General features: G+C 73.6%; 27 protein-coding genes. 13 read left to right on the top strand and 14 right to left on the bottom strand.

Annotated features, from left to right (window positions below):
* The first annotated feature begins 35 nt into the window (after nt 1-35).
* Complete coding sequence (locus tag AB0K34_RS10780; protein ID WP_205719422.1) at nt 36-383, top strand: YciI family protein; 348 nt, start codon at nt 36-38, stop codon at nt 381-383.
* Nucleotides 380-1528, top strand: a complete 1149-nt coding sequence (locus AB0K34_RS10775; RefSeq protein WP_364547348.1) for a sigma-70 family RNA polymerase sigma factor — start codon at nt 380-382, stop codon at nt 1526-1528. The genes AB0K34_RS10780 and AB0K34_RS10775 overlap by 4 nt, the downstream gene beginning before the upstream one ends.
* A 2-nt stretch (nt 1529-1530) precedes the next feature.
* Here the strand turns inward: AB0K34_RS10775 and AB0K34_RS10770 are convergent, their stop codons facing one another.
* From AB0K34_RS10770 to AB0K34_RS10740, 7 genes are all read right to left on the bottom strand, one after another.
* Nucleotides 1531-2484: an EamA family transporter gene (locus tag AB0K34_RS10770; RefSeq protein WP_364547346.1), complete on the bottom strand. Its 954-nt coding sequence runs from the start codon at nt 2482-2484 to the stop codon at nt 1531-1533.
* 106 nt (nt 2485-2590) lie between these two features.
* On the bottom strand, nt 2591-3505 hold the full coding sequence (gene rlmB, locus AB0K34_RS10765) for a 23S rRNA (guanosine(2251)-2'-O)-methyltransferase RlmB (protein WP_138638624.1): 915 nt from the start codon (nt 3503-3505) through the stop codon (nt 2591-2593).
* 159 nt (nt 3506-3664) lie between these two features.
* A complete protein-coding gene (gene cysS / locus AB0K34_RS10760) occupies nt 3665-5059 on the bottom strand; it encodes a cysteine--tRNA ligase (RefSeq protein WP_364547342.1) in 1395 nt (464 codons plus the stop codon).
* A 114-nt stretch (nt 5060-5173) separates the two neighbouring features.
* Nucleotides 5174-6040, bottom strand: a complete 867-nt coding sequence (locus AB0K34_RS10755; protein WP_240808068.1) for an alpha/beta hydrolase — start codon at nt 6038-6040, stop codon at nt 5174-5176.
* Complete coding sequence (locus tag AB0K34_RS10750; protein ID WP_138638621.1) at nt 6027-7304, bottom strand: sigma-70 family RNA polymerase sigma factor; 1278 nt, start codon at nt 7302-7304, stop codon at nt 6027-6029. The genes AB0K34_RS10755 and AB0K34_RS10750 overlap by 14 nt, the downstream gene beginning before the upstream one ends.
* Entirely contained in the window at nt 7301-7657 is a 357-nt protein-coding gene (locus tag AB0K34_RS10745; RefSeq protein WP_205719424.1) for a YciI family protein, read from the bottom strand. The genes AB0K34_RS10750 and AB0K34_RS10745 overlap by 4 nt, the downstream gene beginning before the upstream one ends.
* A 130-nt stretch (nt 7658-7787) precedes the next feature.
* The gene (locus AB0K34_RS10740) at nt 7788-8516 is read right to left on the bottom strand and encodes a DUF6585 family protein (RefSeq protein ID WP_138638619.1); all 729 of its coding nucleotides are present in this window, start codon (nt 8514-8516) and stop codon (nt 7788-7790) included.
* Between the two features lie 216 nt (nt 8517-8732).
* Here AB0K34_RS10740 and AB0K34_RS10735 point away from each other — a divergent pair, with 216 nt between their 5' ends.
* Genes AB0K34_RS10735 through fahA form a run of 3 tightly spaced genes read left to right on the top strand, consistent with a single transcriptional unit; the run spans nt 8733 to nt 11886 of the window.
* On the top strand, nt 8733-9860 hold the full coding sequence (locus tag AB0K34_RS10735) for a DUF2637 domain-containing protein (protein WP_364547337.1): 1128 nt from the start codon (nt 8733-8735) through the stop codon (nt 9858-9860).
* Between the two features lie 29 nt (nt 9861-9889).
* A complete protein-coding gene (locus AB0K34_RS10730) occupies nt 9890-10672 on the top strand; it encodes a hypothetical protein (RefSeq protein WP_364547334.1) in 783 nt (260 codons plus the stop codon).
* On the top strand, nt 10669-11886 hold the full coding sequence (gene fahA, locus AB0K34_RS10725; RefSeq protein ID WP_364547331.1) for a fumarylacetoacetase: 1218 nt from the start codon (nt 10669-10671) through the stop codon (nt 11884-11886). The genes AB0K34_RS10730 and fahA overlap by 4 nt, the downstream gene beginning before the upstream one ends.
* On the opposite strand, the gene ispF is transcribed toward fahA, so the two are convergent.
* Nucleotides 11883-12356 carry a 2-C-methyl-D-erythritol 2,4-cyclodiphosphate synthase gene (ispF, locus tag AB0K34_RS10720; protein WP_364547328.1) on the bottom strand — a complete coding sequence of 158 codons (474 nt, stop codon included), beginning with the start codon at nt 12354-12356 and terminating at the stop codon, nt 11883-11885. The two genes, fahA and ispF, sit on opposite strands and share 4 nt — an antisense overlap.
* A 34-nt stretch (nt 12357-12390) precedes the next feature.
* On the bottom strand, nt 12391-12873 hold the full coding sequence (locus AB0K34_RS10715; RefSeq protein ID WP_089328581.1) for a CarD family transcriptional regulator: 483 nt from the start codon (nt 12871-12873) through the stop codon (nt 12391-12393).
* Between the two features lie 350 nt (nt 12874-13223).
* Here AB0K34_RS10715 and AB0K34_RS10710 point away from each other — a divergent pair, with 350 nt between their 5' ends.
* Nucleotides 13224-13994: a hypothetical protein gene (locus AB0K34_RS10710; RefSeq protein ID WP_364547324.1), complete on the top strand. Its 771-nt coding sequence runs from the start codon at nt 13224-13226 to the stop codon at nt 13992-13994.
* 199 nt (nt 13995-14193) lie between these two features.
* Nucleotides 14194-15090 carry a hypothetical protein gene (locus AB0K34_RS10705; protein WP_364547321.1) on the top strand — a complete coding sequence of 299 codons (897 nt, stop codon included), beginning with the start codon at nt 14194-14196 and terminating at the stop codon, nt 15088-15090.
* Nucleotides 15091-15176: 86 nt separating this feature from the next.
* Here AB0K34_RS10705 and AB0K34_RS10700 read toward each other — a convergent pair whose 3' ends face one another.
* Together AB0K34_RS10700 and AB0K34_RS10695 are read right to left on the bottom strand one after the other, a co-directional pair.
* Nucleotides 15177-15857 (bottom strand): response regulator transcription factor, encoded by a 681-nt coding sequence (locus tag AB0K34_RS10700; RefSeq protein WP_138638460.1) that lies wholly within the window; start codon nt 15855-15857, stop codon nt 15177-15179.
* Nucleotides 15854-17059 (bottom strand): ATP-binding protein, encoded by a 1206-nt coding sequence (locus AB0K34_RS10695; RefSeq protein WP_138638459.1) that lies wholly within the window; start codon nt 17057-17059, stop codon nt 15854-15856. The genes AB0K34_RS10700 and AB0K34_RS10695 overlap by 4 nt, the downstream gene beginning before the upstream one ends.
* 166 nt (nt 17060-17225) lie before the next feature.
* On the opposite strand from AB0K34_RS10695, the gene phoU reads away from it, so the two are divergent.
* The 6 genes from phoU to AB0K34_RS10665 all read left to right on the top strand — a co-directional run bounded on the left by phoU (nt 17226) and on the right by AB0K34_RS10665 (nt 23270).
* Entirely contained in the window at nt 17226-17888 is a 663-nt protein-coding gene (gene phoU, locus AB0K34_RS10690) for a phosphate signaling complex protein PhoU (RefSeq protein ID WP_301176158.1), read from the top strand.
* A gap of 107 nt (nt 17889-17995) precedes the next feature.
* On the top strand, nt 17996-20041 hold the full coding sequence (locus AB0K34_RS10685) for a serine/threonine-protein kinase (protein ID WP_301176159.1): 2046 nt from the start codon (nt 17996-17998) through the stop codon (nt 20039-20041).
* Nucleotides 20028-21374 carry a serine/threonine-protein kinase gene (locus AB0K34_RS10680; protein WP_364547316.1) on the top strand — a complete coding sequence of 449 codons (1347 nt, stop codon included), beginning with the start codon at nt 20028-20030 and terminating at the stop codon, nt 21372-21374. The genes AB0K34_RS10685 and AB0K34_RS10680 overlap by 14 nt, the downstream gene beginning before the upstream one ends.
* Entirely contained in the window at nt 21374-22150 is a 777-nt protein-coding gene (locus AB0K34_RS10675) for a hypothetical protein (protein WP_364547313.1), read from the top strand. Before AB0K34_RS10680 ends, AB0K34_RS10675 begins: the two co-directional genes overlap by 1 nt.
* A gap of 179 nt (nt 22151-22329) precedes the next feature.
* On the top strand, nt 22330-22683 hold the full coding sequence (locus tag AB0K34_RS10670; RefSeq protein WP_301177745.1) for a hypothetical protein: 354 nt from the start codon (nt 22330-22332) through the stop codon (nt 22681-22683).
* A gap of 134 nt (nt 22684-22817) precedes the next feature.
* The gene (locus AB0K34_RS10665; protein WP_301177746.1) at nt 22818-23270 is read left to right on the top strand and encodes a hypothetical protein; all 453 of its coding nucleotides are present in this window, start codon (nt 22818-22820) and stop codon (nt 23268-23270) included.
* A gap of 27 nt (nt 23271-23297) precedes the next feature.
* Here AB0K34_RS10665 and AB0K34_RS10660 read toward each other — a convergent pair whose 3' ends face one another.
* Genes AB0K34_RS10660 through mshA form a run of 3 tightly spaced genes read right to left on the bottom strand, consistent with a single transcriptional unit; the run spans nt 23298 to nt 26021 of the window.
* A complete protein-coding gene (locus tag AB0K34_RS10660; protein ID WP_171069176.1) occupies nt 23298-24131 on the bottom strand; it encodes a phosphoglyceromutase in 834 nt (277 codons plus the stop codon).
* Between the two features lie 28 nt (nt 24132-24159).
* A complete protein-coding gene (locus tag AB0K34_RS10655) occupies nt 24160-24651 on the bottom strand; it encodes a YbjN domain-containing protein (protein WP_301177747.1) in 492 nt (163 codons plus the stop codon).
* Nucleotides 24652-24701: 50 nt separating this feature from the next.
* Nucleotides 24702-26021 (bottom strand): D-inositol-3-phosphate glycosyltransferase, encoded by a 1320-nt coding sequence (gene mshA, locus AB0K34_RS10650; protein WP_364547310.1) that lies wholly within the window; start codon nt 26019-26021, stop codon nt 24702-24704.
* Between the last annotated feature and the right edge of the window lie 128 nt (nt 26022-26149).

The following is a 26149-nucleotide window of genomic DNA, read 5'->3' as shown; positions in this document are numbered from 1 at the left end:
GGTCACCGGGGTAGGGGACGCGATGAGGAGGAAGCATGAAGCTCTACGCGCTGAACATGATCCAGCCGGTGGGCGATCCGCCGCCGCCGGAGGTGCTGGACAAGATCATGGCGGACATCGCGGAGATCCGGCGGGATCTGGAGCTGGAGGAGTCGTGGGTGTTCGGACGGGGCTTCCACGGTCCCGAGGCGAGCACCATGGTGCGGCCTCGCGGGGACGACTGCGTCGCGACGGACGGGCCCTGGACGGAGGGCAAGGAGCACATCGGCGGCATCACGATCATCCAGGTGGAGGATCTGGACGCGGCGCTGCGGGTGGCGGCCAGGTTCGTCAAGGTGACGGGGCTGCCGATGGAGGTGCGGCCGTTCCAGGGCGAGGTGTGATCGACCGGGTCTTCCGGGAGGAGCACGGCCGGGCGGTGGCCGTCCTGGTCCGGGTCTTCGGCGATGTCGACGTCGCCGAGGACGCCGTGCAGGACGCGTTCGCGGAGGCGGTCCGGAGGTGGCCGGCGGACGGGACGCCGCCGAGCCCGGCCGGATGGATCATCACGACGGCGCGGAACAAGGCCATCGACCGGCTGCGCCGGGAGGCGCTGCGGGCCGGCAAGCAGGCGGAGGCGATGACAGTGCGGGAGCCGGTCGAGGTGGGCGCCGTGCCGGACGACCGGCTCCGGCTGATCTTCACGTGCTGCCATCCGGCGCTCGGGCAGGAGGCGCGGGTGGCGCTGACGCTGCGGCTGCTCGGCGGCCTGACGACGGCGGAGATCGCGCGGGCCTTCCTGGTGCCGGAGAAGACGATGGCGCAGCGGCTGGTCAGGGCGAAGGCGAAGATACGCGATGCCCGGATCCCCTATCGGGTGCCGGAGGAGCGGGAGTTGCCCGAGCGGCTGTCCGGTGTGCTGGCCGTCATCTATCTCGTGTTCAACCAGGGCTATGGCGGCCGGGAGGAGTTGGGCGCCGAGGCGATCCGGCTGGGGCGGGTGCTCCGGGAGTTGATGCCGGACGAGCCCGAGGTGCTGGGTCTGCTGGCGTTGATGCTGCTCGTCGAGTCGCGGAAGGCGGCCCGTCTGCGGGGCGGTGAACTCGTCCTGCTGGACGACCAGGACCGCCGGTTGTGGGATCGCCGGCTCGTCGAGGAGGGGCAGGCGCTCGTCCGGCGGTGCCTGGAGATCGACCGGCCGGGGCCGTACCAGATCCAGGCGGCCATCAACGCGGTCCACAGTGACGCGGCGGCCGAGGGCACGCGGTGGGTGCAGATCCTGCGGTTGTACGACCAGTTGATGGCCGTGGCGCCGACCCCTGTGGCGGCGTTGAACCGGGCCGTGGCGGTGGCCGAGGTCGAGGGTCCGGAGGCCGGTCTGGCGCTGGTGGACGGGCTCGACCTCGGCCGGTACTACCTGTTCCACGCCGTCCGCGCCGATCTGCTGCGGCGGCTCGGGCGGGACGCGGAGGCCGCGGCGGCGTACGACGCGGCCATCGAGCGGGCGGAGAATCCGGTGGAGATCGCGTTCCTGCAGAAGCGGCGCTGAGGTCAGGCTCGTCCCGCCGGCTGCGGGACGGGCGGAGCCGCGTCCGCTGGGGACGGGTCCGCGGCGGGCGGTGCGGGCCTCCGGCTGAGGGACTGGCCGGCGATCAGCGCGCCGAGCGCGATGGTGAACCCGACGACCTGCCAGAACGTGAGCGTCTGGCCGAGGATCAGCAGGCCCGCGAGGGTCGCGACCATCGGGTTGGTCAGGCCGAGCAGGGACACCGAGGTCGGGGGCAGCCGGTCGATGCCGCGGAACCACAGCGCGTACGCGATCGCGGTGCCGACGATGCCGAGGTAGGCGAAGCCGAGCACGTTCTCGCCGGTGACGGACGCGGGGACGCCCTCGGTGAGGAGAGTGAGCGGCAGCAGGGCCAGGCCGCCGACCGTGAGCTGCCAGCCCGTCATGACCAGCGGTGATTCGGGGCGTCCCCACTTCTTGGCGAGGACGATCGCGACGGCCATCAGGGACGTCGCGGTGAGCATGGCAACGATGCCGAGCGGGTCGAGGCGGGCGTCGGCGGTCAGCGTCAGCAGCGCGACGCCGCCGGTGCCGGCGAGCGCCGAGTACAGCACGGCGCGGGCCGGGGCGACGCGCAGGATGCCGAGCGACAGCAGCGCCACGACCAGCGGCTGGACGGATCCGATGGTCGCGGCGACCCCGCCGGGCAGCCGGTAGGCGGCGAAGAAGATCAGCGGGAAGAAGGCGCCGAAGTTCAGCATGCCGAGGATGATCGACTTCCACCACCAGTCGCCGCGCGGGAGGCGGCGGCCGGCGGCGAGCAGGACCAGCCCGGCGGGGAGGGCGCGCAGGGTCGCGGCGAGCAGCGGGCGGTCGGCGGGCAGCAGGGTGGTGGTGACGACGTAGGTGGTGCCCCAGCTCGCCGGCGCGAAGGCGGCCAGGGCCAGGTCGGACGCGTAGCGGCTGCGCCGCGTCGCGGATGCCGCGGTGGCGGTCACGGACGATCACCTCGAACCGGACGATCCCAACAGGTACGCGAACGTCAATTATCTGAACGTTGAGATTATTCCCGTTGAGAAAAGTCGGCTCGGGGCGCGGCGGAGATCAGGCGCGCAGGCGGCTGACCTCGTAGAGGGCGATGCCGGCCGCGACGCCCGCGTTCAGCGACTCGGCCCTGCCCGGCATCGGGATCGTCACCAGCATGTCGCACGTCTCGGCGACCAGGCGGCTGAGCCCCTTGCCCTCCGAGCCCACGACCAGGACGAACGGCCCGGACGCGACCTCCAGGTCGCCGACGGTCACGCCGCCGGCGGCGTCCAGCCCGGCGACGAAGCAGCCCGCCTTCTGGTACGCCTTGAGCTGCCGGGTCAGGTTGGTGGCCTGCGCGACCGGGCAGGTCGCGAGCGTGCCGGCGGACGACTTCCACGCCCCGGCGGTGACCCCGGCCGCGCGCCGCTCCGGCACCACGACGCCGTTCGCGCCGAACGCCGCGGCGGACCGGACGATCGCGCCGAGGTTGCGCGGGTCGGTGATCCCGTCGACCGCGACGACCAGCGGGGACGACCCGGTGAGCAGGTCGTCGGGGTGCGCGTACCGGTACGGCTTGACCTGCAGCGCGATGCCCTGGTGGACGGCGCCGTCGGTCAGCCGGTCGAGCTCGTTCTTGCCGGTCTCCAGCAGCGGGACGCGCCGGTCGGCGGCCAGCTGGATCGACTCGCGGACCCGCTCGTCGGTGCTGGACATCACGTACAGCGCCGTGCCGGGGACGCCCGCGCGCAGCGCCTCGACCACCGGGTTGCGCCCGGTGACCAGCTCGGGGACCTCGCCGTTGGCGCGGCGCGCACCGGCGGGGCGGCCCCCGGCGGACGGCGCGGCGGCGCCCTTCGCGCGGGCGCCCGGGCCCAGCGTCGGCGTGCCGGTGCGCTTGGAGCTCTTCACGGCGCGGGCCTTCTGGCGCTTGGCGTGCCAGTGCCGGTCCTCGGCCTTGGGGGTGGGTCCCTTGCCCTTGCGCTTGGCCATTGTCGGTTACGCCCCTCGCGACGGTTGCGTGCTCGCCCTCGCGGCTGCCGGGCGGCTCAAGATCTCAGCGGGACGGCGCCTGCGGCGCACTGGCGAACCCCCGCGAACATCCGATTTTATCCGGTGCGCGGCGCCCCTCAGTCCCGTCGATCGCCCGGCTCAGTCCCGTTTCAGTTCCCAGCGCGGGCCCTGCGGGGTGTCCTCGACGAGGATCCCGGCCTCCGCCAGGCCGTCGCGGATGGCGTCGGCGGACGCGTAGTCCTTGCGCTTGCGCGCCGCCTGCCGCTGCTCCAGCGCGACGGCGACGAGCGCGTCCACGACGGGACGCAGGTCAGCCTCGCCGGCGCGGTTCCACTGCGGCGACAGCGGGTCGATGCCGAGGACGTCCGCCATCGCCCGCACGGAGGCGAGGGCCTCGCGCGCCGCGTCCCGGTCGCCGGACGCCAGGGCGCTGTTGCCGTCCCGGACGGTCTCGTGCAGCACGGCCAGCGCCTGCGGGACGCCCAGATCGTCGTCCAGCGCCTCCTTGAACGCGGACGGCACAGAGGACACCGGCACGTCGCCCAACACTTCGCCGGCGCGCGTCACGAAGCCCTCTATCCGCTGGTAGGCGGAGACGGCCTCGGCCAGGGCGGCGTCCGTGTAGTCCATCAGGGAGCGGTAATGCGCCGAGAGCAGGTAGTAGCGCACCTCCACCGGACGGGCCTTGCCCAGCAGGTCGGGCAGCAGGACCACGTTGCCCACCGACTTGCTCATCTTCTCGCCGTCCACGGTGAGGAGCCCGTTGTGCAGCCAGTAGCGGGCGAAGCCGTCACCGGCCGCGCGCGACTGCGCGATCTCGTTCTCGTGGTGCGGGAAGATCAGGTCGACGCCGCCGCCGTGGATGTCAAAAGCCGGGCCGAGGTACTTCGTCGCCATGGCCGAGCATTCGAGGTGCCAGCCGGGGCGGCCGTCGCCCCAGGGCGTCTCCCAGGACGGCTCGCCCGGCTTGGCGCCCTTCCACAGGGCGAAGTCGCGCGGGTCGCGCTTGGCGTCCTCGTTGGGGGTGTCGCCCGCCGACCGCATGTTGTCGAGCCGCTGGTTGGACAGCGCGCCGTACTCGTCCGCCCAGGACTTGACGTCGAAGTACACGTCGCCGCCCGCGGGGTACGCGTGCCCCTTCTCGATCAGCCGGCGGATCAGCACGATCATCTCCGGGACGTGCCCGGTGGCGCGCGGCTCGACCGTCGGCGGCAGGCAGCCGAGCAGGTCGTAGCCCTGGTTGAAGACGCGCTGGTTGCCCTCGGCGATCGCGAACCACGGCACGCCCTGCTCCGCCGCCACCGCGATGATCTTGTCGTCGACGTCGGTGACGTTGCGCGCGAACGTCACCTCGTAGCCGGACGCGCGCAGCCAGCGCAGCAGCACGTCGTAGATGACGCCCGAGCGGAGGTGGCCGATGTGGGGTGACGCCTGCGGGGTCGCACCGCACACGTACATCCCCACGCGGCCCTCTTCCAGGGGCTCGAACGTGCGGACGGTACGGGTGCCGGTGTCGTAGAAGCGCAGGCTCACAGGTTCAGGTTATTGGATCAGGCGTGCCGCGCGTCGTGCATCGCGCGACGCGCGGCACGCCATCGGCCTATGCGGTTCGCGTCATGCCGGTGCCGATCGCGTCATGCGACCGGGTCACGCCTTGGCGAACACGGCGTCCAGCCGGTCCGCGAACGCCTCCGCCTCGGCGCCGAAACCGCCGTGGTCGCCCGGGTAGACCTCGGCGGACGTGCCGAGACGGTCCGCCAGCGCGAGGGCGGCCCGGTGCGGCGGCTCGCCTGCGGACTGCTCCCCCGCCGCCACCACGATCCGGACGGACGACCAGCGCAGCGCCTCGACATCGGGCACCTGCCGCCCGAACCCCGGCACCTCGTAGCCGACGAAGAACCCGGTGTTCTTCTCGAAGCGCGCGAACATCTCCAGCATCTCGGGGTCCGGCTCGCCCTGCTGCTCCGCCTGCTGCTCCTCGCCGGAGCCGCCGTCCGAGCCGCCGTCCGAGCCGCCGTCCGAATCGTCGCTCATGCCCATCGCGGCGCCGAAGACCCCCATCGCCGGGCCGACGCCGCCGTCCCGGTAGGCGCGCTCCACGTCCGCGACGACCGTCTCCCAGCGCGCCGCGTCCGGCAGCAGGCCGAACAGCGGCGGCTCGTGGGCGACCAGCGCGCGCACCTGCTCGGGGTGCCGCGCCGCCAGCTCCAGCGCGATCTGCGCCCCCGAGCTGTTGCCGAACACGAACGCGGGCCCGTCCGCCACCTCGGCGAGCAGCCGGGACGCGTCGTCGGCGTGCACCGCGACGCTCTGCGGCTCCGGCGGGCCGGACAGCGGGCTGCGCGAGTTGCCGCGCCGGTCGTACGTCACGACCGTGTACCGGTCCGCGAGCAGCCCGGCGAGCCCGGCGTAGCCCGCCGCGTCGTAGATCCCGCCGCAGATCAGCAGCAGGACGGGCCCCGACCCGCGCACCTCGTAGTAGAGGGTCGCACCGGGAACGTCAAGCGTCGTCATCGTCTTCTCCATCGGATCCGTTGAGTAGTGAGGCGCGGGAGTCGAGGTAGCGGCGTTCGGGCAGGCTCGTCGTGCGCCGCGCCGCCTCCCGGTACGCCTCCCGCGCCGCGGCCGGGTCGCCGGCCATCTCCAGCAGGTGGGCCCGGACGGCGGCGAGCCGGTGGTGTCCGGCCATCCGGGCGTCGCCGTCCAGGGTGCGCAGCAGCTCCAGCCCGGCGGACGGGCCGTCCACCATGGCGAGCGCCACTGCCTCGTTCAAGGTGACCATAGGGTTCGGGGACAAATGCGACAGCAGCCGGTACAGCCCGAGGATCTGCCGCCAGTCGGTGTCCTCGGCGCGCGGCGCCTCCGCGTGGACGGCGGCGATCGCGGCCTGCAGCTGGTACGGGCCGGGCGGCGACCAGGTGAGGGCCTCGGTGATCAGCGCCGTGCCCTCCTCGATCGCGTCCCGCCGCCACAGCGTCCTGTCCTGCTCGGTGAGCGGGATCAGCAGGCCGCCGCGCCCCGTCCGGGCCGGGCGCCGGGCGTCGGTGAGCAGCATCAGCGCGAGCAGCCCCGCGACCTCCCCGTCCCCCGGCAGCAGCGCGCGCACCCCCCGCGCCAGCCGGATCGCCTCCGCCGTCAGGTCGGTGCGCTGCAGGTCCGGCCCGCTGGACGCCGTGTACCCCTCGTTGAACACGAGGTACAGCACGTGCAGGACGGCCCGCAGCCGCGCGTCGCGCTCCCCGGCCGGCGGCATCGCGAACCGCGCCCCCGCCGCCTTGATCTTCTGCTTGGCGCGGCTGACCCGCTGCGCCATCGTCGCCTCCGGGACGAGGAACGCGCGCGCGATCTGCGCCGTGGTCAGGCCGCCGACCGCGCGCAGCGTCAGCGCGACCTGTGAGGGCGGCGACAGCGCCGGGTGGCAGCACAGGAACAGCAGCGTCAGCGTGTCGTCCCGGTCGGCCGCCCGGTCCTCCCCCGGCCCCGGCGCGGCCGCCTCGCCCGCCAGTGCGGTCTCCTCCGCGAAGACGGCCGCCTCGCGGTCGCGCCGGGCCCGCTCGCTGCGCCACTGGTCGGTGAGCCGCCGCGTCGCCACGGTGAGCAGCCAGCCGCGCGGGTTCTCCGGGACGCCCTCCCCCGGCCACTGCACGGCGGCGGCGAGCAGCGCCTCCTGCACGGCGTCCTCGCAGGCGTCGAAGGCGCCGTGCCGCCGCACGAGCGTGCCGAGCACCTGCGGCGCGAGCGCGCGCAGCAGGTCCTCGACGGCCGGGGGCGTCCTCACATCTCCGTCCCGGCCTCGGTCATGACCGCCCGGACCTCCATGTACCCGCCGTACCGGACGTCCGGCCAGCGCGAGGCGATCTCCACGGCCCGTTCCTGCGACTCGCAGTCGACCATGATGTAGCCGGCGAAGTGCTCCTTGGCCTCCAGGAACGGCCCGTCGGTCACGGCCGGCTGCCCGTCCCTCGCCCGGACGGTCTTCGCCGTGGTCGCGTCGGCGAGGGCGTTGCCCTGCACCATCTCCCCCGACTCGGTGAGCTCCGCCATGATCGCGTCGACCTCGCCGAACAGCGCCTCGCGCTCGGCCTCCGTCAGCTCCTCCACGAAGCCGGGACGGTTGTAGATCAGCAGCATGTACTTCACGGGTGCTCCTCTTGTTCGCGGTTCCGGGCGGCCGCGGCGGCCGCTCGTCACAGAACGATCGGAGCCGCGGACACGTTCTCGACATCCCCCGCCGCGATCCGCGAAAAATTCTTCGGCGGGATCAGATCTCGTCGCCGAGCCGGTGGCACAGGGCCGCCAGCGCGGGCGCGTCCGGCACCTGGGAGGCGACCGCCATCAGGTCCGTCCGGCCGGAGTGCGACCGGACGGCCACCATCCCGTTCTCGATCACCACGTCGCGGACGTCCTTCCACGGCAGCCGCTCGCCGTCCTTCTCGACCCCGTCGAGGTCCACGGTGAACGGGCCCAGCCGCACCGGCTCCCGGGCCCGCACCGCCGCCAGGCGGCGCGGGACGAGCCGGGCCGTCACCTCCTCCGCGACGGCGACGCCGAGCGCCCGGACGTCCGGGATGTCGTCTTCGAGGCGCAGCACGCGGCCGTCCTCCGCCACGATCGTGAAGCGCCAGCGGGTCCGCGGCCCGCCGCTCCGGCCGGAGACCGTCACCGACGCCAGCTCGTCCCAGGCGTAGGCGGCCTCGCCGTCCGGCCCGGTGACCGAGAGGCCGCCCGAGTAGAGGCGCGCGACCCGGTGGCGGAGGCGCGGGCGGTCGCGGCCCGCGATCCAGCCGGCGGCGGCCGCGTAGCCCATCGCGAGCAGCAGCGCGGGGATCCCCACCCACCAGACGCGGTCGCGCAGGTAGGAGACGGCGCCGGGGATCAGCGCCAGCGACGCCAGGCTCAGCAGGCCCAGCCACAGCCACGTGCGGCGGCCCGCGGCCCTGCCGTCGAACGTCCGGATCGGCTCGCCCAGCCGATCATGAGGCGGCGCCACGCCGCGCTACCGGGCCTGCCCGGCCCGCGTTCCGTCCACGAAACGGCCGTACGGCATCGCAGCCTCCCCTCGGGGTGTCGTCGTCCATACCGTACGTCTCCCCACTTATGGTGCACAGCGACAAAGTGATCACCAAGAAGTTGCGGTTCGGCGCGGTCCGGGCTGGTTAATCTCGGCTCAGGACCTCAGGCGCCCTCTCCCCCGGAACGAGACTCGATGCCAACTGATCGGACCCGGCCCGCCTACAGCCGCGGGCAGCGGCGGCTGCTGACCGCCCTCGCCGGCCTCGTCGTCGCCGCGCTCGCGGCCGGCGCGTACGTTCTCACCTACGCCGTGCTCCGCGAACTCGCGCTCGCCGGCGGGGTGAGCCGGCGCTGGGCGCCGCTGTACCCGGTGATGGCCGACACGCTCGTCGCGATGACGATCCTGTCGCTGGTCGTCACCCGGGGCGCCCGCTGGTGGACGCGGCTGCTGCGCTGGGCGCTGCTGCTCGCCCTCGTCGCCGGGGGCGCCGCGCTGCACGTCCAGCACTCGGTGTGGGGCTACGCGTCCCTGCCGGACGACGCGGTGAAGGCCGGGATCGCCGTGGCGCCGCACGTCATGCTGGTGATCGCGCTCTGGCTGTGGCTGACGATGTTCAAACAGATCCGGGTGGCCCGGCCCGCCGCCGAGGACCCGGGCGCACCCGCGGAGACGCAGCAGCGCGGCCATGTGAAGGTGCTGGAGCCGGCCGCGCCCCCGCTCGCCCTGGAGGCCCCCGCCGAGACCGCGCCGGAGCCGCACGCCCCCTTCCCCGGGGAACAGTTGCCCGAGGAACAGGACGAGCTGATCCCGTTCCTCCCGGAGACCGCCGCCCCCGAACCGGAGATCCACGAGCCGGAGATCCACGAGCCGGAACACCACGAGCCGGAGGCTCAGGAGCCGGAGCGCCCCGCGGCGGACGCGCACGACCCCGCCGAGCAGCAGCCCGCCGCCCCGGAGCCCGGCGGGTTCGAGGACGCCCCGTACGCCGGGAGCCTGTCGTCCGAGCCGGCGCCGCCGCTGGACGCGCTGCCCGAGCCGAGGCCGTCGCTCGACCCCGTCCCGGCGCTGCTGCCGACGGACGTCGAACTCGTCCGGAGCCATGACCGCGAGGAGGCGCCGAAGCGGCCGGTGGCGGCGACGACCCGGCCCGACATCGTGGTGCCCGTCCCGTCCGGCCCGCCCGGCGCGGACGAGGACCTCCACGACGCGCCGCCCGCCGACCGCGCCGAGGACCCCGACGCCGGCGACCGCCCGGCCAAGGAGTGGAACCCGCCGCCGTCCGGCAACTTCCGCAGCGGCCCCACCCCGCCCGCCGACTAGCGGGACGGGTCCGGGGTAGGGGGCCCGGCATGAGCGCCCTCCTCGCTCGGCTCCTCGACGACGCCGCGCTCGTCCCGCCGGCCTCCGCCCCGCCGGCCGAGGCCCTGCCCGCCTACCGGGCCGCCGCCCGCGCGCCGGTCACCGGGCGGCTGCGCTGCCCCGCGTCCCGGTTCGCCGAACTGCGGACGCATCTCGTCCCGGAGGACCTCCTCGACCTCGTCCTCGTCGCGGACACCGGCCTCGAGGAGCTGCCGAAGGCGCTGGACGCGGTCGAGGCGGAGCCGCGGGTCCGGCTCCCGGCCGTGGAGATCGCCGTGTCGGAGGACGCCGACCAGGCGCGGGCCGTGGCCGTGGCGGTGGCGCGGCTGCCCGCCGGGGTCCCCGCGCGCGTCGAGGTGCGCCCCTCGCCCGGCTGGCGGGACGCGCTGGACCGCATCGCCGCCGCCCGCGACCACGGCGTCCCCCTCGGCGCCGCGACCCGGACGGCGCCGGCGGCGTTCATCGCGGCCTGCGCCGATCGCGAACTCGACTTCACCTGCCCGGCCGGGACGGCCCGCGAGGCCCTGACCGTCCTGCTGGGCGCGGCGCACGCCGCCGGCGACGCCGGTGAACGCGACATCGCGCGGATCCTCGACCGCACCGACGCCGCGGGCCTGGCCGCCGAAGCTCGCGAGCTCCCGGACGAGGCCGCGCGGGCCGCCCGCCGGCTGCTGGCCGCGGTCGGCGTCCGGCGCCTCGGCGCGGCGCGCGCGGAACTGCACCGGCTGGGCCTGATCGAATCGCCGGACACGGGGGAAGATATGTCTCCATGACGACCGAGTCGTGGGTTGAGGTGGACGAGGACGCCGGGTTCGGCATCGAGAACCTGCCGTACGGGGTGTTCGCGCGGCCCGGGGAGCTGCCGCGCGTCGGCGTCGCCATCGGCGACCGCGTCCTCGACCTGGCCGCGATGTCCGCGGCCGGGCTGGTGGAGGACCGCCGCTACTTCGCCTCGGGCTCGCTGAACGCGTTCATGGTCGCGGGGCGCCGCGCGTGGCGGGCGAACCGGGAGCGGGTGACGGAGCTGCTCACCGACCCGTCGTACCGGGACCGGGTCGAGCCGCACCTGCTGCCGGTCGCGGACGTGGAGCTGCTGCGGCCGTTCGAGGTCGCCGACTACGTCGACTTCTATTCGAACGAGCACCACGCCGTGAACGCCGGGCGGATCTTCCGGCCGTCCGGCGACCCGCTGCCGCCCAATTGGAAGCGGCTGCCGGTCGGCTACCACGGCCGCGCGGGCACCGTGTACCCGTCGGGGACGCCGATCATCCGGCCGTGCGGGCAGCGCCGCGCGCCCGGCGACGACGAGCCGTCCTACGGCCCGTCGCTGCGGCTGGACTTCGAGGCGGAGGTCGGGTTCGTCGCGGGCGTCCCGTCCTCGGCCGGCCGGGGCGTCGCGACGGGCGCGTTCCGCGACCACGTGTTCGGGTACGTGCTGGTGAACGACTGGAGCGCGCGCGACCTGCAGGCATGGGAGTCGCAGCCGCTCGGGCCGTTCCTCGGCAAGTCGTTCGCGACGTCGGTCTCCTCGTGGGTGGTGCCGGTCGCGGCGCTGGAGGCGGCGCGCACCGACCCGCCCGTCCAGGACCCGGCGCCGCTGGACTACCTGCGCTGCGACGAGCCGTGGGGCCTGGAGCTGCGCCTGGAGGTGCTGATCAACGGGCAGGTGGCGGCGCGCCCGCGGTTCGCGTCGATGTACTGGACGTCGCCGCAGCAGCTCGCGCACGCCACGGTGAACGGCGCGCCGCTGCGCACCGGCGACCTGTTCGCCTCCGGGACGGTCTCGGGCCCGGAGCGCGACCAGCGCGGCTGCATGCTGGAGCTGAGCTGGAACGGCCAGGAGCCCCTCGAACTGCCCGACGGCACGAAGCGCACGTTCCTGGAGGACGGCGACACGGTCACGATCCGCGCGCAGGCGCCGGGGGCGTCCGGCTCGCGCATCACTCTGGGCGAGGTGACCGGCACCGTCCACCCGGCGCAGGGCTAGGGGCCGGGAGGCAGGACCAGGGCGGTCGCCACGGCGGCGAGGCCCTCGCCCCGGCCGGTGAGGCCGAGGCCGTCGGTGGTGGTGGCGGAGATCGTCACCGGGGCGCCGCCGAGGGCCTCGGTGAGGGTCTTCTCGGCCTCCGCGCGGCGCTTGCCGATCTTCGGACGGTTGCCGATGATCTGAACGGCCACGTTGCCGATGGTGAAGCCCGCCTCGGTGACGCGGCGGGCGACCTCGCCGAGGAGGTCGGTGCCGGACGCGCCGGACCAGCGCGGGTCGGCGGTGCCGAAGACGGCGCCGAGGTCGCCGAGCCCGCAGGCCGACAGGAGGGCGTCGCACGCCGCGTGCGCGGCGACGTCGCCGTCGGAGTGCCCGGCGAGGCCGTGGCCCTCACCCGGCCATTCGAGCCCCGCGACCTGGAGCGGGCGCGGGGTGGACGAGAACGGGTGGACGTCGGTACCGACGCCCACCCGTGGCAGCCTCGTGCTCAATTCGGTCGACCGCTCAGCTGGCCAGGACCTCGTCCAGCAGGGCCTCTGCCTTGTCCTCGTTGGTCTTCTCGGCGAGCGCGAGCTCGCTGACCAGGATCTGGCGCGCCTTGGCGAGCATCCGCTTCTCACCCGCGGACAGGCCGCGCTCCTTGTCGCGCCGCCAGAGGTCGCGGACGACCTCGGCGACCTTGTTGACATCACCGGAGGCGAGCTTCTCAAGGTTCGCCTTGTACCGGCGCGACCAGTTGGTGGGCTCTTCGGTGTAGGGTGCGCGAAGCACCTCGAACACCTTCTCAAGTCCTTCTTGGCCGACGACGTCCCGGACGCCCACGTCCTCGACGTTCTCAACCGGGACCCGCACTGTCAGGTCACCCTTGTCAACCTTCAGGACCAGATAGGTCCTGTCCTCACCCTTGATGGTGCGAGTCTCGATGGCCTCGATCCGAGCAGCCCCATGGTGGGGGTAGACGACGGTGTCGCCGACCTGGAAAGTCATGTGACAAGTACCCCTTCCGCTAGAACCAGGGTAGCACGGAAACGAGCATGGCTGAACCGGCCATCCAGGCATATGCGCAGGTCAAACCGCATATTGGGGTATTGACAAAGCCCTTTAATGGTGCATCGGCGTCCAGTTCCCCGTACTCAGTGTAGCCGGGAGATCACCGTGATCCCATCGAAACGCCATTACCGGTAAGGGGTCGCCGTGACAAGCATCCGTCCCGCCGGACCCGCGCACGCGTTCCATACTGGGAGGTGAGCCTTCCGCGCGGTGCGGGTACGAAGCGCCCGGAAGGGTTCGAACTGGACGGCGGCCCGGGTGACGCGACCCGTTGAGGGAGGTGCGGCGTGAGGCCGGACGGCGGCGACCCCGACGACTACGGGCTTCCCCGCGTTGACGTCGTGGTGCCCGATGACGCGCGCGAGCTCGAGCGCGACATGGCCGCCTACCACCGCGAGGAGCGGCGCCGGCGGCGCCGCGCCCGGGTCCGGCGGCTCACCCGCCCGGTCACCCGGTTCGGCGTCGCGATCCCGATCATCGCGGGCGCGCTGCTGGTCGCGCTGCTCAGCGGGGTGCTCATGACGGCGTTCGGCCCGCGCCCGGTGCCGCGGCCGACCGGCGCGCAGCTCGCCCCCCGCCCGTCCGCGAGCCCCGGCGAGATCGGCGGGCTGCTGCCGGACCGGGAGGTCGGCACCGGCGCGGACGGCGACGTGCCCACCTCGCTGCGCGACCTGCGCCCCGGCGTCATCGGCATCGTCCCGCCCGCGTACGAGTGCGAGAGCGTGGTGGCCGACCTCGCCGCCAAGACCTGGCAGTACAAGCTCAACTTCTGGCTCGTCGCCGACCCGCGCCCGGCCCCCGGGAAGAAGGCGACCCCGATGAAGGACCTGAAGGCGTGCGCGGGCACCGCCCACGGCGGCACGCCGCTGATCCTGGAGGACCGGGCGGGCGTCCTCGCCGCGGCCTACTCCCCCGCGCCCGGCACGCCCGGCCCCACCGGCACCGGCCTCACCGCCGTGTTCGTCCAGCCGGACGGCATCGTCACCGAGATCGTCCGCGGCCCCAGGCCGGGCCCGGAGCTCACCGGCCGGGTCGAGGCGCTCGGCACCGGTTACTGAGCCCCGGCGGGCACGGCCCTCCGGCCCGATCTGATCTCCGTGCGCGCGTGCGCATGTTCCGCGCGTGCGCGAGCATGATCCGGACGTGCGCGGGCGTGTCGGCGACCCCGGGGAGGGGTCCGCGCCAGGGTCTCGCTACGCTTCCCCTGGCGTATCTCACGCCGCCATCACCATGACATCTCGCGAGGAGACCGACGCCGTGATCCGAAACAGCCGTCGAGTGGTCGTGCTCGCCGTGGCGGGCGCCGTCGCGATCGCGCCGGTGATCTCCGGTTGCGGCGCCGGCATGTCGCCCCAGTCCGCCGCCCCGACGCGGCTGACCGAGGGCGTCAACGTGGCGATCCCCATGGACAAGAAGGCCGCCACCCAGATCGACCTGCGCAACATGTTCCTGCTGGGCGCGCAGGACGGGCAGCTGCTCAAGGCGGGCGCGGACGTCCCGCTCTACGGCGTGCTGATCAACCAGGTCAAGGGCCGCCCGGACCGGCTGGTCGCGGTCAGCTCGCCCGCCTTCGGCCAGGCGAAGATCGCGGGCGGCTCGGTCACGCTGCCGCCCGCCTCGGTGGACGGGATGGGCGGCATGGTCTCCCTGCTCGGCAAGCCGCAGCCGAAGGCGAGCGCCTCCGCCACGCCGTCCGGCGGGCAGACCGGGCAGCCGTCCGGCACCGCGAGCCCGCGGACCACCGCCGGCACCGGCGCCACGCCGAACACCACCAGCACCCCGACGTCGGAGAACACCACCAGCCCGCAGGAGAGCGGCCTCCCGGTGACCCCCGGCCCGGGCGACCAGCCGCTCGTGGTGCTGAGCGGGCTCACCCAGGACCTGGTCGCCGGGTCGACCGTCCCGGTGCGGATGCAGTTCGAGCACGCCGGCGCCATCGAGTTCCAGGTGCCCGTGGCGCCGCGCCAGGAGGACTTCGCCACCTACCCGCTCGCCACGCCCACGACGCAGCCGTCCGGCACGCCCGGGGCGACCGGCAGCCCGTCGCCGGGCGCGACCGGGTCGCCGTCGCCCGGCACGTCCGAGACGCCCGGCGCGACAGGGTCGCCGTCGCCCGGCGCCTCCGAGACGCCGGGTGCCTCCGGGGGCCACTGACCCCCCTCCCGCGCACGCGAGAACGCGAGAACGGCCCGCTCCCAGCCGGGAGCGGGCCGTTCCTCATGCCGGTGGGGCACTCATGATCAGGGCTCGAACTTGTAGCCCAGGCCGCGGACGGTCACGATGTACCGCGGCGTGGACGGCGCCTCCTCGATCTTGGCGCGGAGGCGCTTGATGTGGACGTCCAGCGTCTTGGTGTCGCCCACGTAGTCGGCGCCCCAGACGCGGTCGATCAGCTGCATCCGGGTGAGGACGCGGCCGGCGTTGCGGAGCAGCACCTCCAGCAGCTCGAACTCCTTCAGCGGCAGCTGGACCGGCTCACCGCCGACGCTGACGACGTGCCGTTCGACGTCCATCCGGACCGGCCCGGCCTCCAGCGTCGCGGGCGCCGGCTCGTCCACCTCGCCCTGGCGGCGCAGCACGGCCCGCATCCGGGCGATCAGCTCCCGGGTGGAGAACGGCTTGGTGACGTAGTCGTCGGCGCCGAGCTCCAGCCCGACGACCTTGTCGACCTCGCTGTCCTTCGCGGTCAGCATGATCACCGGGACGCTGGACCTGGCGCGCAGCTCCCGGCACACCTCGGTGCCCGGCAGGCCGGGCAGCATCAGGTCGAGCAGCACGAGGTCGGCACCGTTGCGCTCGAAGATGTCCAGCGCGTCGGGGCCGGTGGCGGCGACCGCCACCTCGAAGCCCTCCTTGCGCAGGTTGTACGACAGTGCGTCGCTGAACGACTCCTCGTCTTCCACGACGAGCACGCGGGTCACGGTGATGCCTCCCGGGCGGTGTTCTCTGGGGCTTGCGTTGCGGTCCCTGAGGCGGGACGAAGGGGGGCGTCGAGCAGCGGGAGCCGGATCGTGAACGTCGACCCGTGGCCCTCCTTGCTCCACACCGTCACGTCGCCGCCGTGCTTGCCGGTGACGTGCTTGACGATGGCGAGGCCGAGCCCGGTGCCGCCGGTGCGCCGCGAGCGGGCCGGGTCGACCCGGTAGAACCGCTCGAAGATCCGGCCGATCTCGGCGTCCGGGATGCCGATGCCCTGGTCGGTCACGTTGATCTCGACCTGCCGGTCGTCGCAGCGCCGGGCCGACACCACCACCCGGGTGCGCTCGGGGCTGTAGGCCACGGCGTTGTCGACGAGGTTGCGCAGCGCGGTGACGAGCAGCTCCTGGTCGGCGCGGACCTGCAGGTCGGCCTCGCCGCCGGACGCCAGCTCTATGTCCTTCTCGCCCGCCCGGAACTGGCAGCGCTCCAGGGCCTCCGCGACGACCTCGTCCAGGTCGACGGGCTTGAGGTCGGGGAGCGGCTCGTCCCCCTGGACCCGCGACAGCGTCATCAGGTCCTGGACGAGGTTGGTCAGCCGCACCGACTCGTACTGCATCCGCCCGGCGAACCGCCGGACGGCCTCGGGGTCGTCGGCGGCGTTCTCGACGGTCTCGGCGAGCAGCGACAGGGCGCCCACCGGGGTCTTCAGCTCATGGCTGACGTTCGCCACGAAGTCGCGCCGGATCGCCTCGGTGCGGTGCATGTCGGTGAGGTCCTCGGCGAGCACGAGGACGAGCCCGTGCGAGCCGAGCGGCGCGACCCGGACCGCGAACCAGCGCCCGTCCGCCCGGCTCCGCGCACTCGTCGGCCCGACCTGGATCTCGGTCTCCCGGATCTCCCCGTCCCGGCGGACGAGCCGGGCCATGGCGAGGACCTCGTCCACCACCAGCCGGTCGCCGCTGACGAGGCCGTAGGCGCGCGCGGCGGAACTGGCGCGCAGCACCCGGTCCTCCCCGTCCACGACCACGGCCGACGACCGCAGGACGCTCAGCACCGACGCCACGCCCGGGGGCAGTGTTCCCACCGGGGCGGTCTGGGGCACCGTCCGCTGGGCTCGCTCGCTCACGCGCACCGCCAATCCAGTCGTGAGCCCGATGGCGAGCCCGGCGAGCCCGGCGAGGCTCGCGACAATCTCGACCTCCACACCACGGATCGTAAGCGGCGAAACGAGCTACCCTTCCCCGAGATGCAGGTCAGGTACGTCTCGTTCCCTTAAAGTTCACCTTCTCCTCCGGGGTCGTTCATGACGGCCGGGCAGGCTGTTGCGTGGGCGAGTCCGCCCTCCCCCGGTTCACAGCGAAGGACTTCAATTGCGCGACGCCTACCACGAGGAACTCGACTCCCTCACCGACAGCCTGGTGGAGATGACCCGCCTCGTCCGGTCCGCGATGGCCCGCGCGGTGACCGCCCTGCTGGACGCCGACCTGCGGCTCTCGGAGGAGGTCATCAGCGGTGACGAGCACGTCAACAAGATCGACGCCGACATCGAGGCGACCGTCTTCGACCTGATGGCGCGCCAGCAGCCGGTCGCCGGCGACCTGCGCACGCTGATCACGGCGCTGCGGATGAGCGGCGACCTGGAGCGCATGGGCGACCTCGCCGTGCACATCGCCAAGACCGCCCGCCGCAGGCACCCCGAGACGGCCGTCCCGCCGGAGCTGCAGGCGACCGTCCTGGAGATGGGGCAGATCGCCGAGCGCATGATCGCCAAGACGGGCAGCGTCATCGCGTCCCAGGACGTCGAGATGGGCCTCGAACTCGACGCCGACGACGACCAGATGGACCGCCTCCACCGGCGGCTGTTCGACATCCTGCTGTCCCCGAAGTGGAAGCACGGCGTCGAGCCGGCCGTCGACATCACCCTGGCCGGGCGCTACTTCGAGCGCTTCGCCGACCACGCCGTCCACGTCGCCGAGAACGTCGTCTACCTGGTCACCGGCCAGCGCCCCGAGGAGATCACCGAGGTTCAGTAGGCCCGGCACCCGCGTGGACGCGACGCCCCCGGAAGGTGACACGCCTTCACTCGGCGGACCGCGCTAGCCTGCTGCCCACCGAGACGGCGTTCACGGAGGGCACAGCGGTGGAGCCCCTTCAGCCGGGCGATCCGGACAGGATCGGCCCCTACCGGGTGGTGGCCCGGCTCGGCGCCGGCGGCATGGGCAGGGTGTACCTCGCCCGGTCCCGCAGCGGACGGCCGGTGGCGGTGAAGGTCGTCCACAGCCGGTACGCCGGGCAGGCCAGGTACCGTGCCCGGTTCCGCCGCGAGGTGGACGCCGCCCGCCGGGTCGTCGGCGCCTTCACCGCGCCCGTCCTGGACGCGGACGCGGACGCGCCGACGCCGTGGCTCGCCACCGCCTACCTGCCGGGGCCGTCGCTGCGGGAGGCGGTCGCGGAGTTCGGGCCGCTGCCCGCGGACGCCGCACGGGCGCTGGCCGCCGGGCTCGCCGAGGCGCTCGCGGCGATCCACCGCTGCGGCCTCGTGCACCGCGATCTGAAACCGGCGAACGTGCTGCTGACCGCGGGCGGCCCCCGGGTGATCGACTTCGGCATCGCGCGGCCGGACGACGCCGCCCCCCTCACCCGCGCCGGCCACCCGATCGGCTCGCCCGGGTTCATGTCCCCCGAGCAGGTGCGGGGACGGGAGATCGGCCCGGCCTCCGACGTCTTCACCCTCGGTGCGACGCTGGCCTACGCGGCGTCCGGGGTGGAGCCGTTCGGTACCGGCCCGGTGCACACCCGCCACCTGCGGGTGATGAACGTCCAGGCGGACCTCGGTGCGATCACGGAACCGTGGCTGCGGGACCTGGTGACGGCGTGCCTGCGGGCCGAGGCGTCCACGCGCCCGTCGGCCGCCGAGGTGCTGGACCGGCTCGGGGCGCTGGACGGCCCGCCCCTGCTGGGCGTCGGCTGGCTGCCCGCACCGGTCGCCGCGGAGGTGGAGCGCCGCACGGCCGAGGTCGTCCCGGAGGCGCCGCCGCCTGCGGGACCGTGGCGTCCGGGACGCCGGACGGTGCTCGCCGGGATCGGCGCGGGCGTGCTGGCCGTCGCGGGGACGGGCGTGCTCCTGCGCGACGGGACGGCCGGCGGGCCCGCGTCCGGCGGCTCTCGGGGACCCTCGAAGCCGCCGCCCAAAGGCGTCCCGCTGTGGAAACGGCCGCTCGGCCACGAGAACGCGGGCTTGGAGACCGCCGGAGGCGTGGTCCTGGTGAGCGCCGAGGAGAGCGTACGGGCACTGGGCCCGAGCGGCGGTGAGCAGTTGTGGAAGCGCGACGACGCGTCCGCCACCGTCTCCGGCGACGACGTGTACCTGGCGGAGAACGAGGGCAAGCGGCTGCGCGCCGTCCGGGCATCCTCCGGCGGCACTCGATGGACGTACGACTTCGCGTTCGGCGAGGGCCCGAGCCGTCTCGCGGCGTCCGACCGGGTGGTCTGCTTCGCCGTCTCGCAGGCCGGCCGGGACGGGCGGGCGGGCGTCGGCGCGCTGAACCGTGCGGACGGGCGGCGGCTCTGGACGAGCCGGCTCGGCGACGACCCGGACGCCATCGCCGCCCGCGGAGACCTCGTGGTCGCCGCGTCGTCCGACGGGCTGGCCGCGCTGGACGCCGGCACCGGACGGGCCCGGTGGACGCGGCCGATGGACCACGGCGACTACCTGATCATCGGCCGGGAGCTGGTCTTCGCCTGCGACCGCGTCGGAACGCTGCACGCGCTGCGGGCCGCCGACGGAGGCGTCCGGTGGCGGCGCCGGAACGTGGCCGCCCGGTCGGGACGGCTCGGCGACGGCCTCCTCTACCTGGAGGGGTCGGACGCCGAGATCCTCGCCCTGGAGGCGTCCACCGGGCGGACGGCCTGGTCACGCCGCCTCGCGCGGGTGGAGAACGACCCCAGGAGCCAGGCGACCGCGCTGCAGATGTCGGGCACGATCTTGTACGCAGCGTGCACCGACGGCACACTGTACGCGTTGAACGCGGCAGACGGCCGCGTCCGCTGGACGTATGCGGCGGAGGCGATCCGGGTCAGCGTCCCCGTGAGCGCCGCCGGACGGGTGTTCGCCGTAACGGTGGACGGGCATGTCCGAGCGCTCGCTCCGCCCGAGACCCCCGGAGGATCACGTGGAGGCTCTTGAGCCCGGCGACCCGCGCACGGTCGAGGCGCCGCGGGGCGGCTACCGGCTGCTCGCGCGGCTCGGCTCCGGCGGCATGGGGACGGTCTACCTGGGGCGTTCCGCCGCCGGGCGGGTCGTGGCCGTCAAGCTCGTGCACCCCGAGTTCGGTGCCGACCTGCGGTTCCGGGAGCGGTTCCGGCGCGAGGCGGAGCTGTCGGCGACGGTCGGCGGCGGGTTCACCGCACCCGTCGTCGACGCCGATCCGGACGCCCCGCGCCCATGGCTGGCGACCGAGTACCTGCCGTCGGTGCCGCTGCGGGACGCCGTCCAGAACTGGGGCCCGCTGCCGCCGGACGTTGTCCGGTACCTGGCGGCGGGCGTCGCGGAGGCGCTGCTCGACCTGCACCGGGCCGGGATCGTCCACCGGGACCTGACGCCCGCGAACGTCCTGCTGACCGCGGACGGCCCGCGCGTGATCGACTTCGGGATCGCCCGCGCGCTGGACGCCGCCACGATCACGCACCCCGAGACCTCCCTCGGTTCGCCGGGGTTCATGTCCCCCGAGCAGGCCGCCGGCGACCGGATCGGCCCGGCGAGCGACGTCTTCACGCTCGGGGCGACGCTGCTGTACGCGTCCACCGGCACGGAGCCGTTCGGTACCGGCCTGTGGCACGAGCGGCTCGCCCGGCTGCGCTCCGAACGGCCGCGGTTCGACCGGGTCCCGGACGAGTCGCTGCGTGCGGTCATCGCCGGCTGCATGGAGCGCGACCCGTCGCTGCGGCCCACCGCCGGGGAGCTGGCCGAGCGGCTCGCGGAAGCCGCCCCCGAGGCCGCCTGGCCCGCCCCGATCGCGGCCGCGATCGACCGGCGGCGGCGCGAGGCCGCGAACCCGCCCGCCCCGCGCCGGGACCGGACCCCGGTCGTCATCGCGGCCGTCGCCGCGATCGTGCTCCTGGCCGCGGGGGTCTCCGCCGCCCTCTGGTACCAGGGCCGAGACCCCGGGACGGACGCCGCGGGCGCACCCGCCCAGGCGACCCCGGCGGCGCCGGCGTCCCGGTCGGCGCCGGCCGCGTCGCCCACGCCGGTCGGCGTGATCCGGTTCTCCCTCTCCGGGGACGGCGAGGTCGAGTCGCTGACGTACACGGTGAACGGCGAGTCCAAGACGGTGGAGAACGTCGAACTGCCGTGGGAGATCACGGTGCCGATCCCGTCCTCGGTGCCCAGGACGGCGTACGAGCTCGACCTGCGGAGCAGCGGCGGCGAGGTCCGCTACAACGTCGACGTGGACGGGCGGCTCCTCACCCGCGGGGTCAACGTCGGCGGGGGCACGGGCCACGCGGAGGGCATCTACTGATGGACGGGACCAGACCTCGGCCAAAGGTCGACATCCTGCCCGCCGGAGGCGGCAGCCTCGCCCACGGCCTGCCGCCCGCCGCCCCGGGGACGCTGTTCGCCCGGGGGCCGAGCGGCGGGATGCGCGTGGCGCCGGAAGCCCGGTTCTCCCTCATCTTCGGGCGGGGCGAGCCGGACGTGCACGTCTCTGTGGGAGGCCACGACCCGTACGTCAGCCGCCAAGCCGGATACATCCGCCATGACGGCTCGCACTGGGTGCTGCACAACATCGGCAGGCTGGCGATCCGGTTCCCCGACCGCCTCGTCCTCGGCGGACATCACGCCGCGCTCCCCCCGTCCTACACTCCCCTGATCATCGTCGCCCCGAACCAGGAGCACCTGCTCGAAGTGAGCATCGCCCCCCGAACCCGCTGGGAGGCCGAAGACCGGCACGAGGTCGGCACCTCCGACCCGGACGGCTGGCCGCTCACACCCGTCGAACACCTCGTCCTGGTCTGCCTGAGCCGCCGCTACCTCGCCCAAGAGCCCGCCCCGCAGCCCCTCACCTGGGTCCAGGTCGCCGACGAACTGGGCCGCCTGCGTCCGGACGAACGATGGACCGCCAAGCGCGCCGCCCACATCGTCGCCGAGGTGCGCAAGCGCCTCAACCCGCACGTCCCGGGCCTGCGGGAGAGCGAGCTTTCGCCGCCGCTGGGCAACCAGCTCAACCACAACCTGATCACCGAACTGCTCGTCAGCGCCACGATCGTCCAGTCCGACCTGGCGTTCCTGGAGTGAGCCGTCCCGGGACCGGTCCCGGAGCCGTTCGGCCATACTTCCACCGACCACGTCGAGAAAGGAAGCCGATGCCGACGGTAACGGGCACACGGGCGGCGCTGGCCGGGTCGGGGCCGAGGGACGCAAAGCGGTCATCTCGATCGAGCACGAGCAGGCGGACGACCATCCAGACCAAGACCATGCAGATCAGTAGGGCGCTGCCCATCGCCGCGGCCCTCGGGCTCGTGCTCGCCGGCTGCGGGCAGGCGTCCCTCCCGGAAGCCGCGGACGGGACCGACCTCAAAGCCTGCGCCGACGCCGACTGCACCGTCCGCGTCGGCAACGGGGCCGAGATTCCCCTTGACGACGAGTTCGGCATGACCCCGGTCCAGATCACCATCAGCGGGGACGAGATCACCTGCAAGTCCACGGACGGCGGCGGCTCGTCCTTCTCCGTCTCCGGGAGCGCCAAGGTCCGCAGCCGGCTGCAGAGCATCTCCATCGAAGCCCTCGGAATCAAGGGAGACGAAGCCGTCGTGAAGATCACGCCTTAGCCGGGGGCCGCCGAGGAGGCGGCCCCCGGCGGTTCCTTCCCGCGGCCGCGCCGGAGCTTTTGCCGCGGCTGTCCCGCGGCGCCCGGGTTTGAGATCATTCACTCGAGGATGTGATCCGACCCGGGGAGGACGGCATGTCGTCATGGCCGGGGGCCGTGGCCGTCGTGATCGGCATCCTGGCGTTCGTGATCTGGGTGTCCGTCCTGCGGACCGACATGATCTGCAAGCTCTGGGCACCGGTCGTGCGGTCCGCCGGGGACGACGTCCTGCGGGCAGCCGTGATGTCGGTCATCCTGTACATCGTCGGCATGATCGCGTTCGGGCTGGTCCTGCTCGCGGTGCACGCGGCGCTGGACGGGCTGTTCGCGCGGGCGGCGGCGCTCGTGCTGAGCCTGCTGTACGCGCCGGTGGCGTTCATGCCGATGCCCGATCGGAGCGGTTCGCCCTACGGGGACGTCCGGCGCACCCTCGTGCGCGCGGGGGCGTCGGAGCGGCAGGCGCGGGCCTGCGCGTGGGCGGCCGGACCGCTGGCGTTCGCCGGGCTCGCGGCCGTCGGCGCGGGGATCGCCTCCGCGTTCGCGGGGTGAGGGGCCGCCGCGGCGGCCCCTCGGGCGTCACTTCTTGCGGCCGCGCCGGGGCTTGTCCTTCTTCGCGTCCTTGGCGTCCTTCGCGGGCGGCGTCGGCGGCTTGGGGCCGTCCGACTTCGCGGCGCCCTGGTTCTTGACGGCCTCGATCGCGGCCTTCGCGGCGGCCGGGTCGAGGTACTCGCCGCCGCGCTTGAGCGGGCTGAAGTCGTCGTCGAGCTCGTAGACGAGCGGGATGCCGGTCGGGATGTTCAGGCCGACGATCTGCTCGTCGGAGATGTCGTCCAGGTGCTTGACCATGGCGCGCAGCGAGTTGCCGTGCGCCGCGACCATCACGGTCTTGCCGGCGGCCAGGTCGGGCACGATCGAGTCGTACCAGTAGGGCAGCAGCCGGTCGACGACGTCGGCGAGGCATTCCGTGCGCGGGATCAGCTCGGACGGCAGCTCGGCGTAGCGGAGGTCGTTGACCTGGGACAGCGGGTCGTCGTCCTTGATGGGCGGCGGCGGGGTGTCGTAGGAGCGGCGCCAGGTCATGAACTGCTCTTCGCCGAACTCCTCGCGCGTCTGCGCCTTGTTCTTGCCCTGGAGGGCGCCGTAGTGGCGCTCGTTCAGCCGCCAGGAGCGCTTCACCGGGATCCAGAGGAGGTCCGCGACGTCCAGGGCGATGTTGGCGGTGCGGATGGCCCGCTTCAGCAGGGAGGTGTGCACCACGTCGGGGGTGATGTCGGCGTCGAGCAGCAGGTCGCCGCCGCGGGTCGCCTCGCTCTCGCCCTTCGCGGACAGGTCGACGTCCACCCAGCCGGTGAACAGCCCTTCCGCGTTCCAAACGCTTTCGCCATGCCGGAGCAATACCAGGGTCGCCATGCCGCAGAGCCTATCGGCCCGCCGGAGGTCACTCGCGGTTGGCCGGGTCCGCGAAGGAGGCGAACGCCCGCAGGTTGGCGAGGCTCTCGCCGCGCTTGACCCGCCAGTCCCACTCGCGCTGGATGGACGTCTTGAACCCGCGCTCCAGCGCCTTGTCGAAGTTCTCGTCGGAGTAGGTGAGGACGCAGCCGAGCACGCGGTCGATCTCGTCCGGGGAGATCGAGTCGAGGGGCAGCTTCCCGACGAGGTGGACGTCGCCGACGTCGTCCAGGGCGAACGCGACCCCGTACATGCGGCCGTTCTTCTCCAGCAGGAACCGGTAGAACTCGGCGTGGTTCTCGTCCGGGCGGCGGCAGAAGAACGCCTCGACGTGCAGGGAGTGGTCGCCGACGATCAGCCACGTCATCGTGGCGAGCTTGTGCTGGCCGGGGAGCTTGACGAAGAACGCGTTCTCGCGCGGCTCGTCGAACTCCAGCTCCGCCGCCTTGAGCGCCTCCCTGATGGTCTCGACGTGGTTCATGCGCACCTCCTGCGGGGGGACGACCCCCCGCGCCCCCCGGTTCGCTCCGCTCATGCGGTGACCTCTGCGGGGGCGACGTTGACGGCCGGGATCGACATGGCACCGGTATACACGTCGAGGAGGCGGTCGACGGTGGCGTCCCAGCCGAAGCCGTCCGCGTGTCGGACGGCGCCGCGGGCGAGGCGCGCGTGCAGGCCGGGTTCGGCCTGCAGCCGGCGCAGGACGGCGGCGTAGTCGGCCGGGTCGTGCCCGGAGATCAGCACGCCGGACTCGCCGTCCGCGACGGCGGTGCACAGGCCGCCGACGCGGGACGCGACGACGGGCGTCCCGCACGCCTGCGACTCGACGGCGACGAGCCCGAACGACTCGCTGTGGGACGGGACGACGGTGACGTCCGCGGCCCGGTACCAGTCGGCCAGCTCGCGCTGGGGGCTCGGCGGCTCGAAGCGCATGACGTCGGTGATGCCCAGCTGGGCGGCGAGGGACTGGAGCCCCTCGGGGCGGCAGCGGCCGGAACCGGACGGGCCGCCGACGACGGCGACGACGAGCTTGGCGCGCAGCGCCGGGTCGTCGGCGAGCATGCGGGCCACGGCGCGCAGCAGGACGTCCGGCGCCTTCAGCGGCTGGATCCGGCCGACGAACAGCAGCACGTACGCGTCGCGGGGCAGCCCGAGCCGGCGGCGGGCCGGGCCGGTGCGGTGCGGGAGGAGGCCGGTGCTGCGGGCGAGGATCGGCGACTCGGGCCGGAACATCGACAGGTCGACGCCGGGGCTGACGGTCGCGACCCGCGCGGGGTCGGCGCCGTAGAGGTCCACGAGCTCGCGGGCCTCCTTGGCGGTGTTGGCGACGAGCTGGTCGGAGGACGCCGCGACCTGCTCCTCGCCGAGGACGCGCTCGGCGGGCTCGGGCTTGTCGTCGTCGGCGAGCGCCGCGTTCTTGACCTTCGCCATCGTGTGCATCGAGTGGACGAGCGGCACGCCCCACCGCTGCTTGACCGCCCACCCGGCCTGGCCGGACAGCCAGTAGTGCGTGTGCAGGAGGTCGTAGTGGCCGGGGTCGTGGGCCGCCTCGACCCGCAGCACCCCGGACGTGAATCCGCACAGGTGGCGGGGGAGCTCGGTCTTGTCCAGCTCCTCGAACGGCCCGGCGACGACGTTGCGGACGAGCACGCCCGGAGCGAGTTCGACCACCGGGGGCAGGGCCCGCGACGTCGCGCGGGTGAAGATGTCGACTTCCACGCCCCTCGCGGCCAGCCTCTTGGCCACCTCGACGATGTAGACGTTCATGCCGCCCGCGTCGCCGGTACCAGGTTGGTCAAGGGGGGAAGTATGAACACTGACCGTCGCAACCCGGTTGATACGACGCGACACTGAACATCACCTCCGGTAGTGCAACCTATCGACCGGGTCGGGTGTTCCCTCGGGAAGGGGGACATTCGTGACTTCTCGCCACAGTGACCGGTCTCACCGGCTCCCACTCCCCCGGCGGCGCCGCGCAC

This window comes from Actinomadura sp. NPDC049382 (assembly GCF_040677125.1).
GTDB classification, from domain to species: domain Bacteria; phylum Actinomycetota; class Actinomycetes; order Streptosporangiales; family Streptosporangiaceae; genus Spirillospora; species Spirillospora geliboluensis.
Note: the sequence above shows the minus strand (reverse complement) of the source record. Positions and strands in the feature narration are given on the sequence as shown.

Bases quoted from the DNA above. Each gene is read 5' to 3' on its own strand.
- AB0K34_RS10780 (WP_205719422.1), top strand. From the start codon at position 36: ATGAAGCTCTACGCGCTGAACATGATCCAGCCGGTGGGCGATCCGCCG.
- rlmB (WP_138638624.1), bottom strand. From the start codon at position 3,505: ATGGCCAAGCGCAAGGGCAAGGGACCCACCCCCAAGGCCGAGGACCGG.
- AB0K34_RS10755 (WP_240808068.1), bottom strand. From the start codon at position 6,040: ATGACGACGCTTGACGTTCCCGGTGCGACCCTCTACTACGAGGTGCGC.
- AB0K34_RS10745 (WP_205719424.1), bottom strand. From the start codon at position 7,657: ATGCTGCTGATCTACAACCGTCCCGGCTTCGTGGAGGAGCTGACGGAG.
- AB0K34_RS10735 (WP_364547337.1), top strand. From the start codon at position 8,733: ATGCCAACTGATCGGACCCGGCCCGCCTACAGCCGCGGGCAGCGGCGG.
- AB0K34_RS10730 (WP_364547334.1), top strand. From the start codon at position 9,890: ATGAGCGCCCTCCTCGCTCGGCTCCTCGACGACGCCGCGCTCGTCCCG.
- fahA (WP_364547331.1), top strand. From the start codon at position 10,669: ATGACGACCGAGTCGTGGGTTGAGGTGGACGAGGACGCCGGGTTCGGC.
- AB0K34_RS10715 (WP_089328581.1), bottom strand. From the start codon at position 12,873: ATGACTTTCCAGGTCGGCGACACCGTCGTCTACCCCCACCATGGGGCT.
- AB0K34_RS10675 (WP_364547313.1), top strand. From the start codon at position 21,374: ATGGACGGGACCAGACCTCGGCCAAAGGTCGACATCCTGCCCGCCGGA.
- AB0K34_RS10670 (WP_301177745.1), top strand. From the start codon at position 22,330: ATGCAGATCAGTAGGGCGCTGCCCATCGCCGCGGCCCTCGGGCTCGTG.
- AB0K34_RS10665 (WP_301177746.1), top strand. From the start codon at position 22,818: ATGTCGTCATGGCCGGGGGCCGTGGCCGTCGTGATCGGCATCCTGGCG.
- AB0K34_RS10660 (WP_171069176.1), bottom strand. From the start codon at position 24,131: ATGGCGACCCTGGTATTGCTCCGGCATGGCGAAAGCGTTTGGAACGCG.
- AB0K34_RS10655 (WP_301177747.1), bottom strand. From the start codon at position 24,651: ATGAACCACGTCGAGACCATCAGGGAGGCGCTCAAGGCGGCGGAGCTG.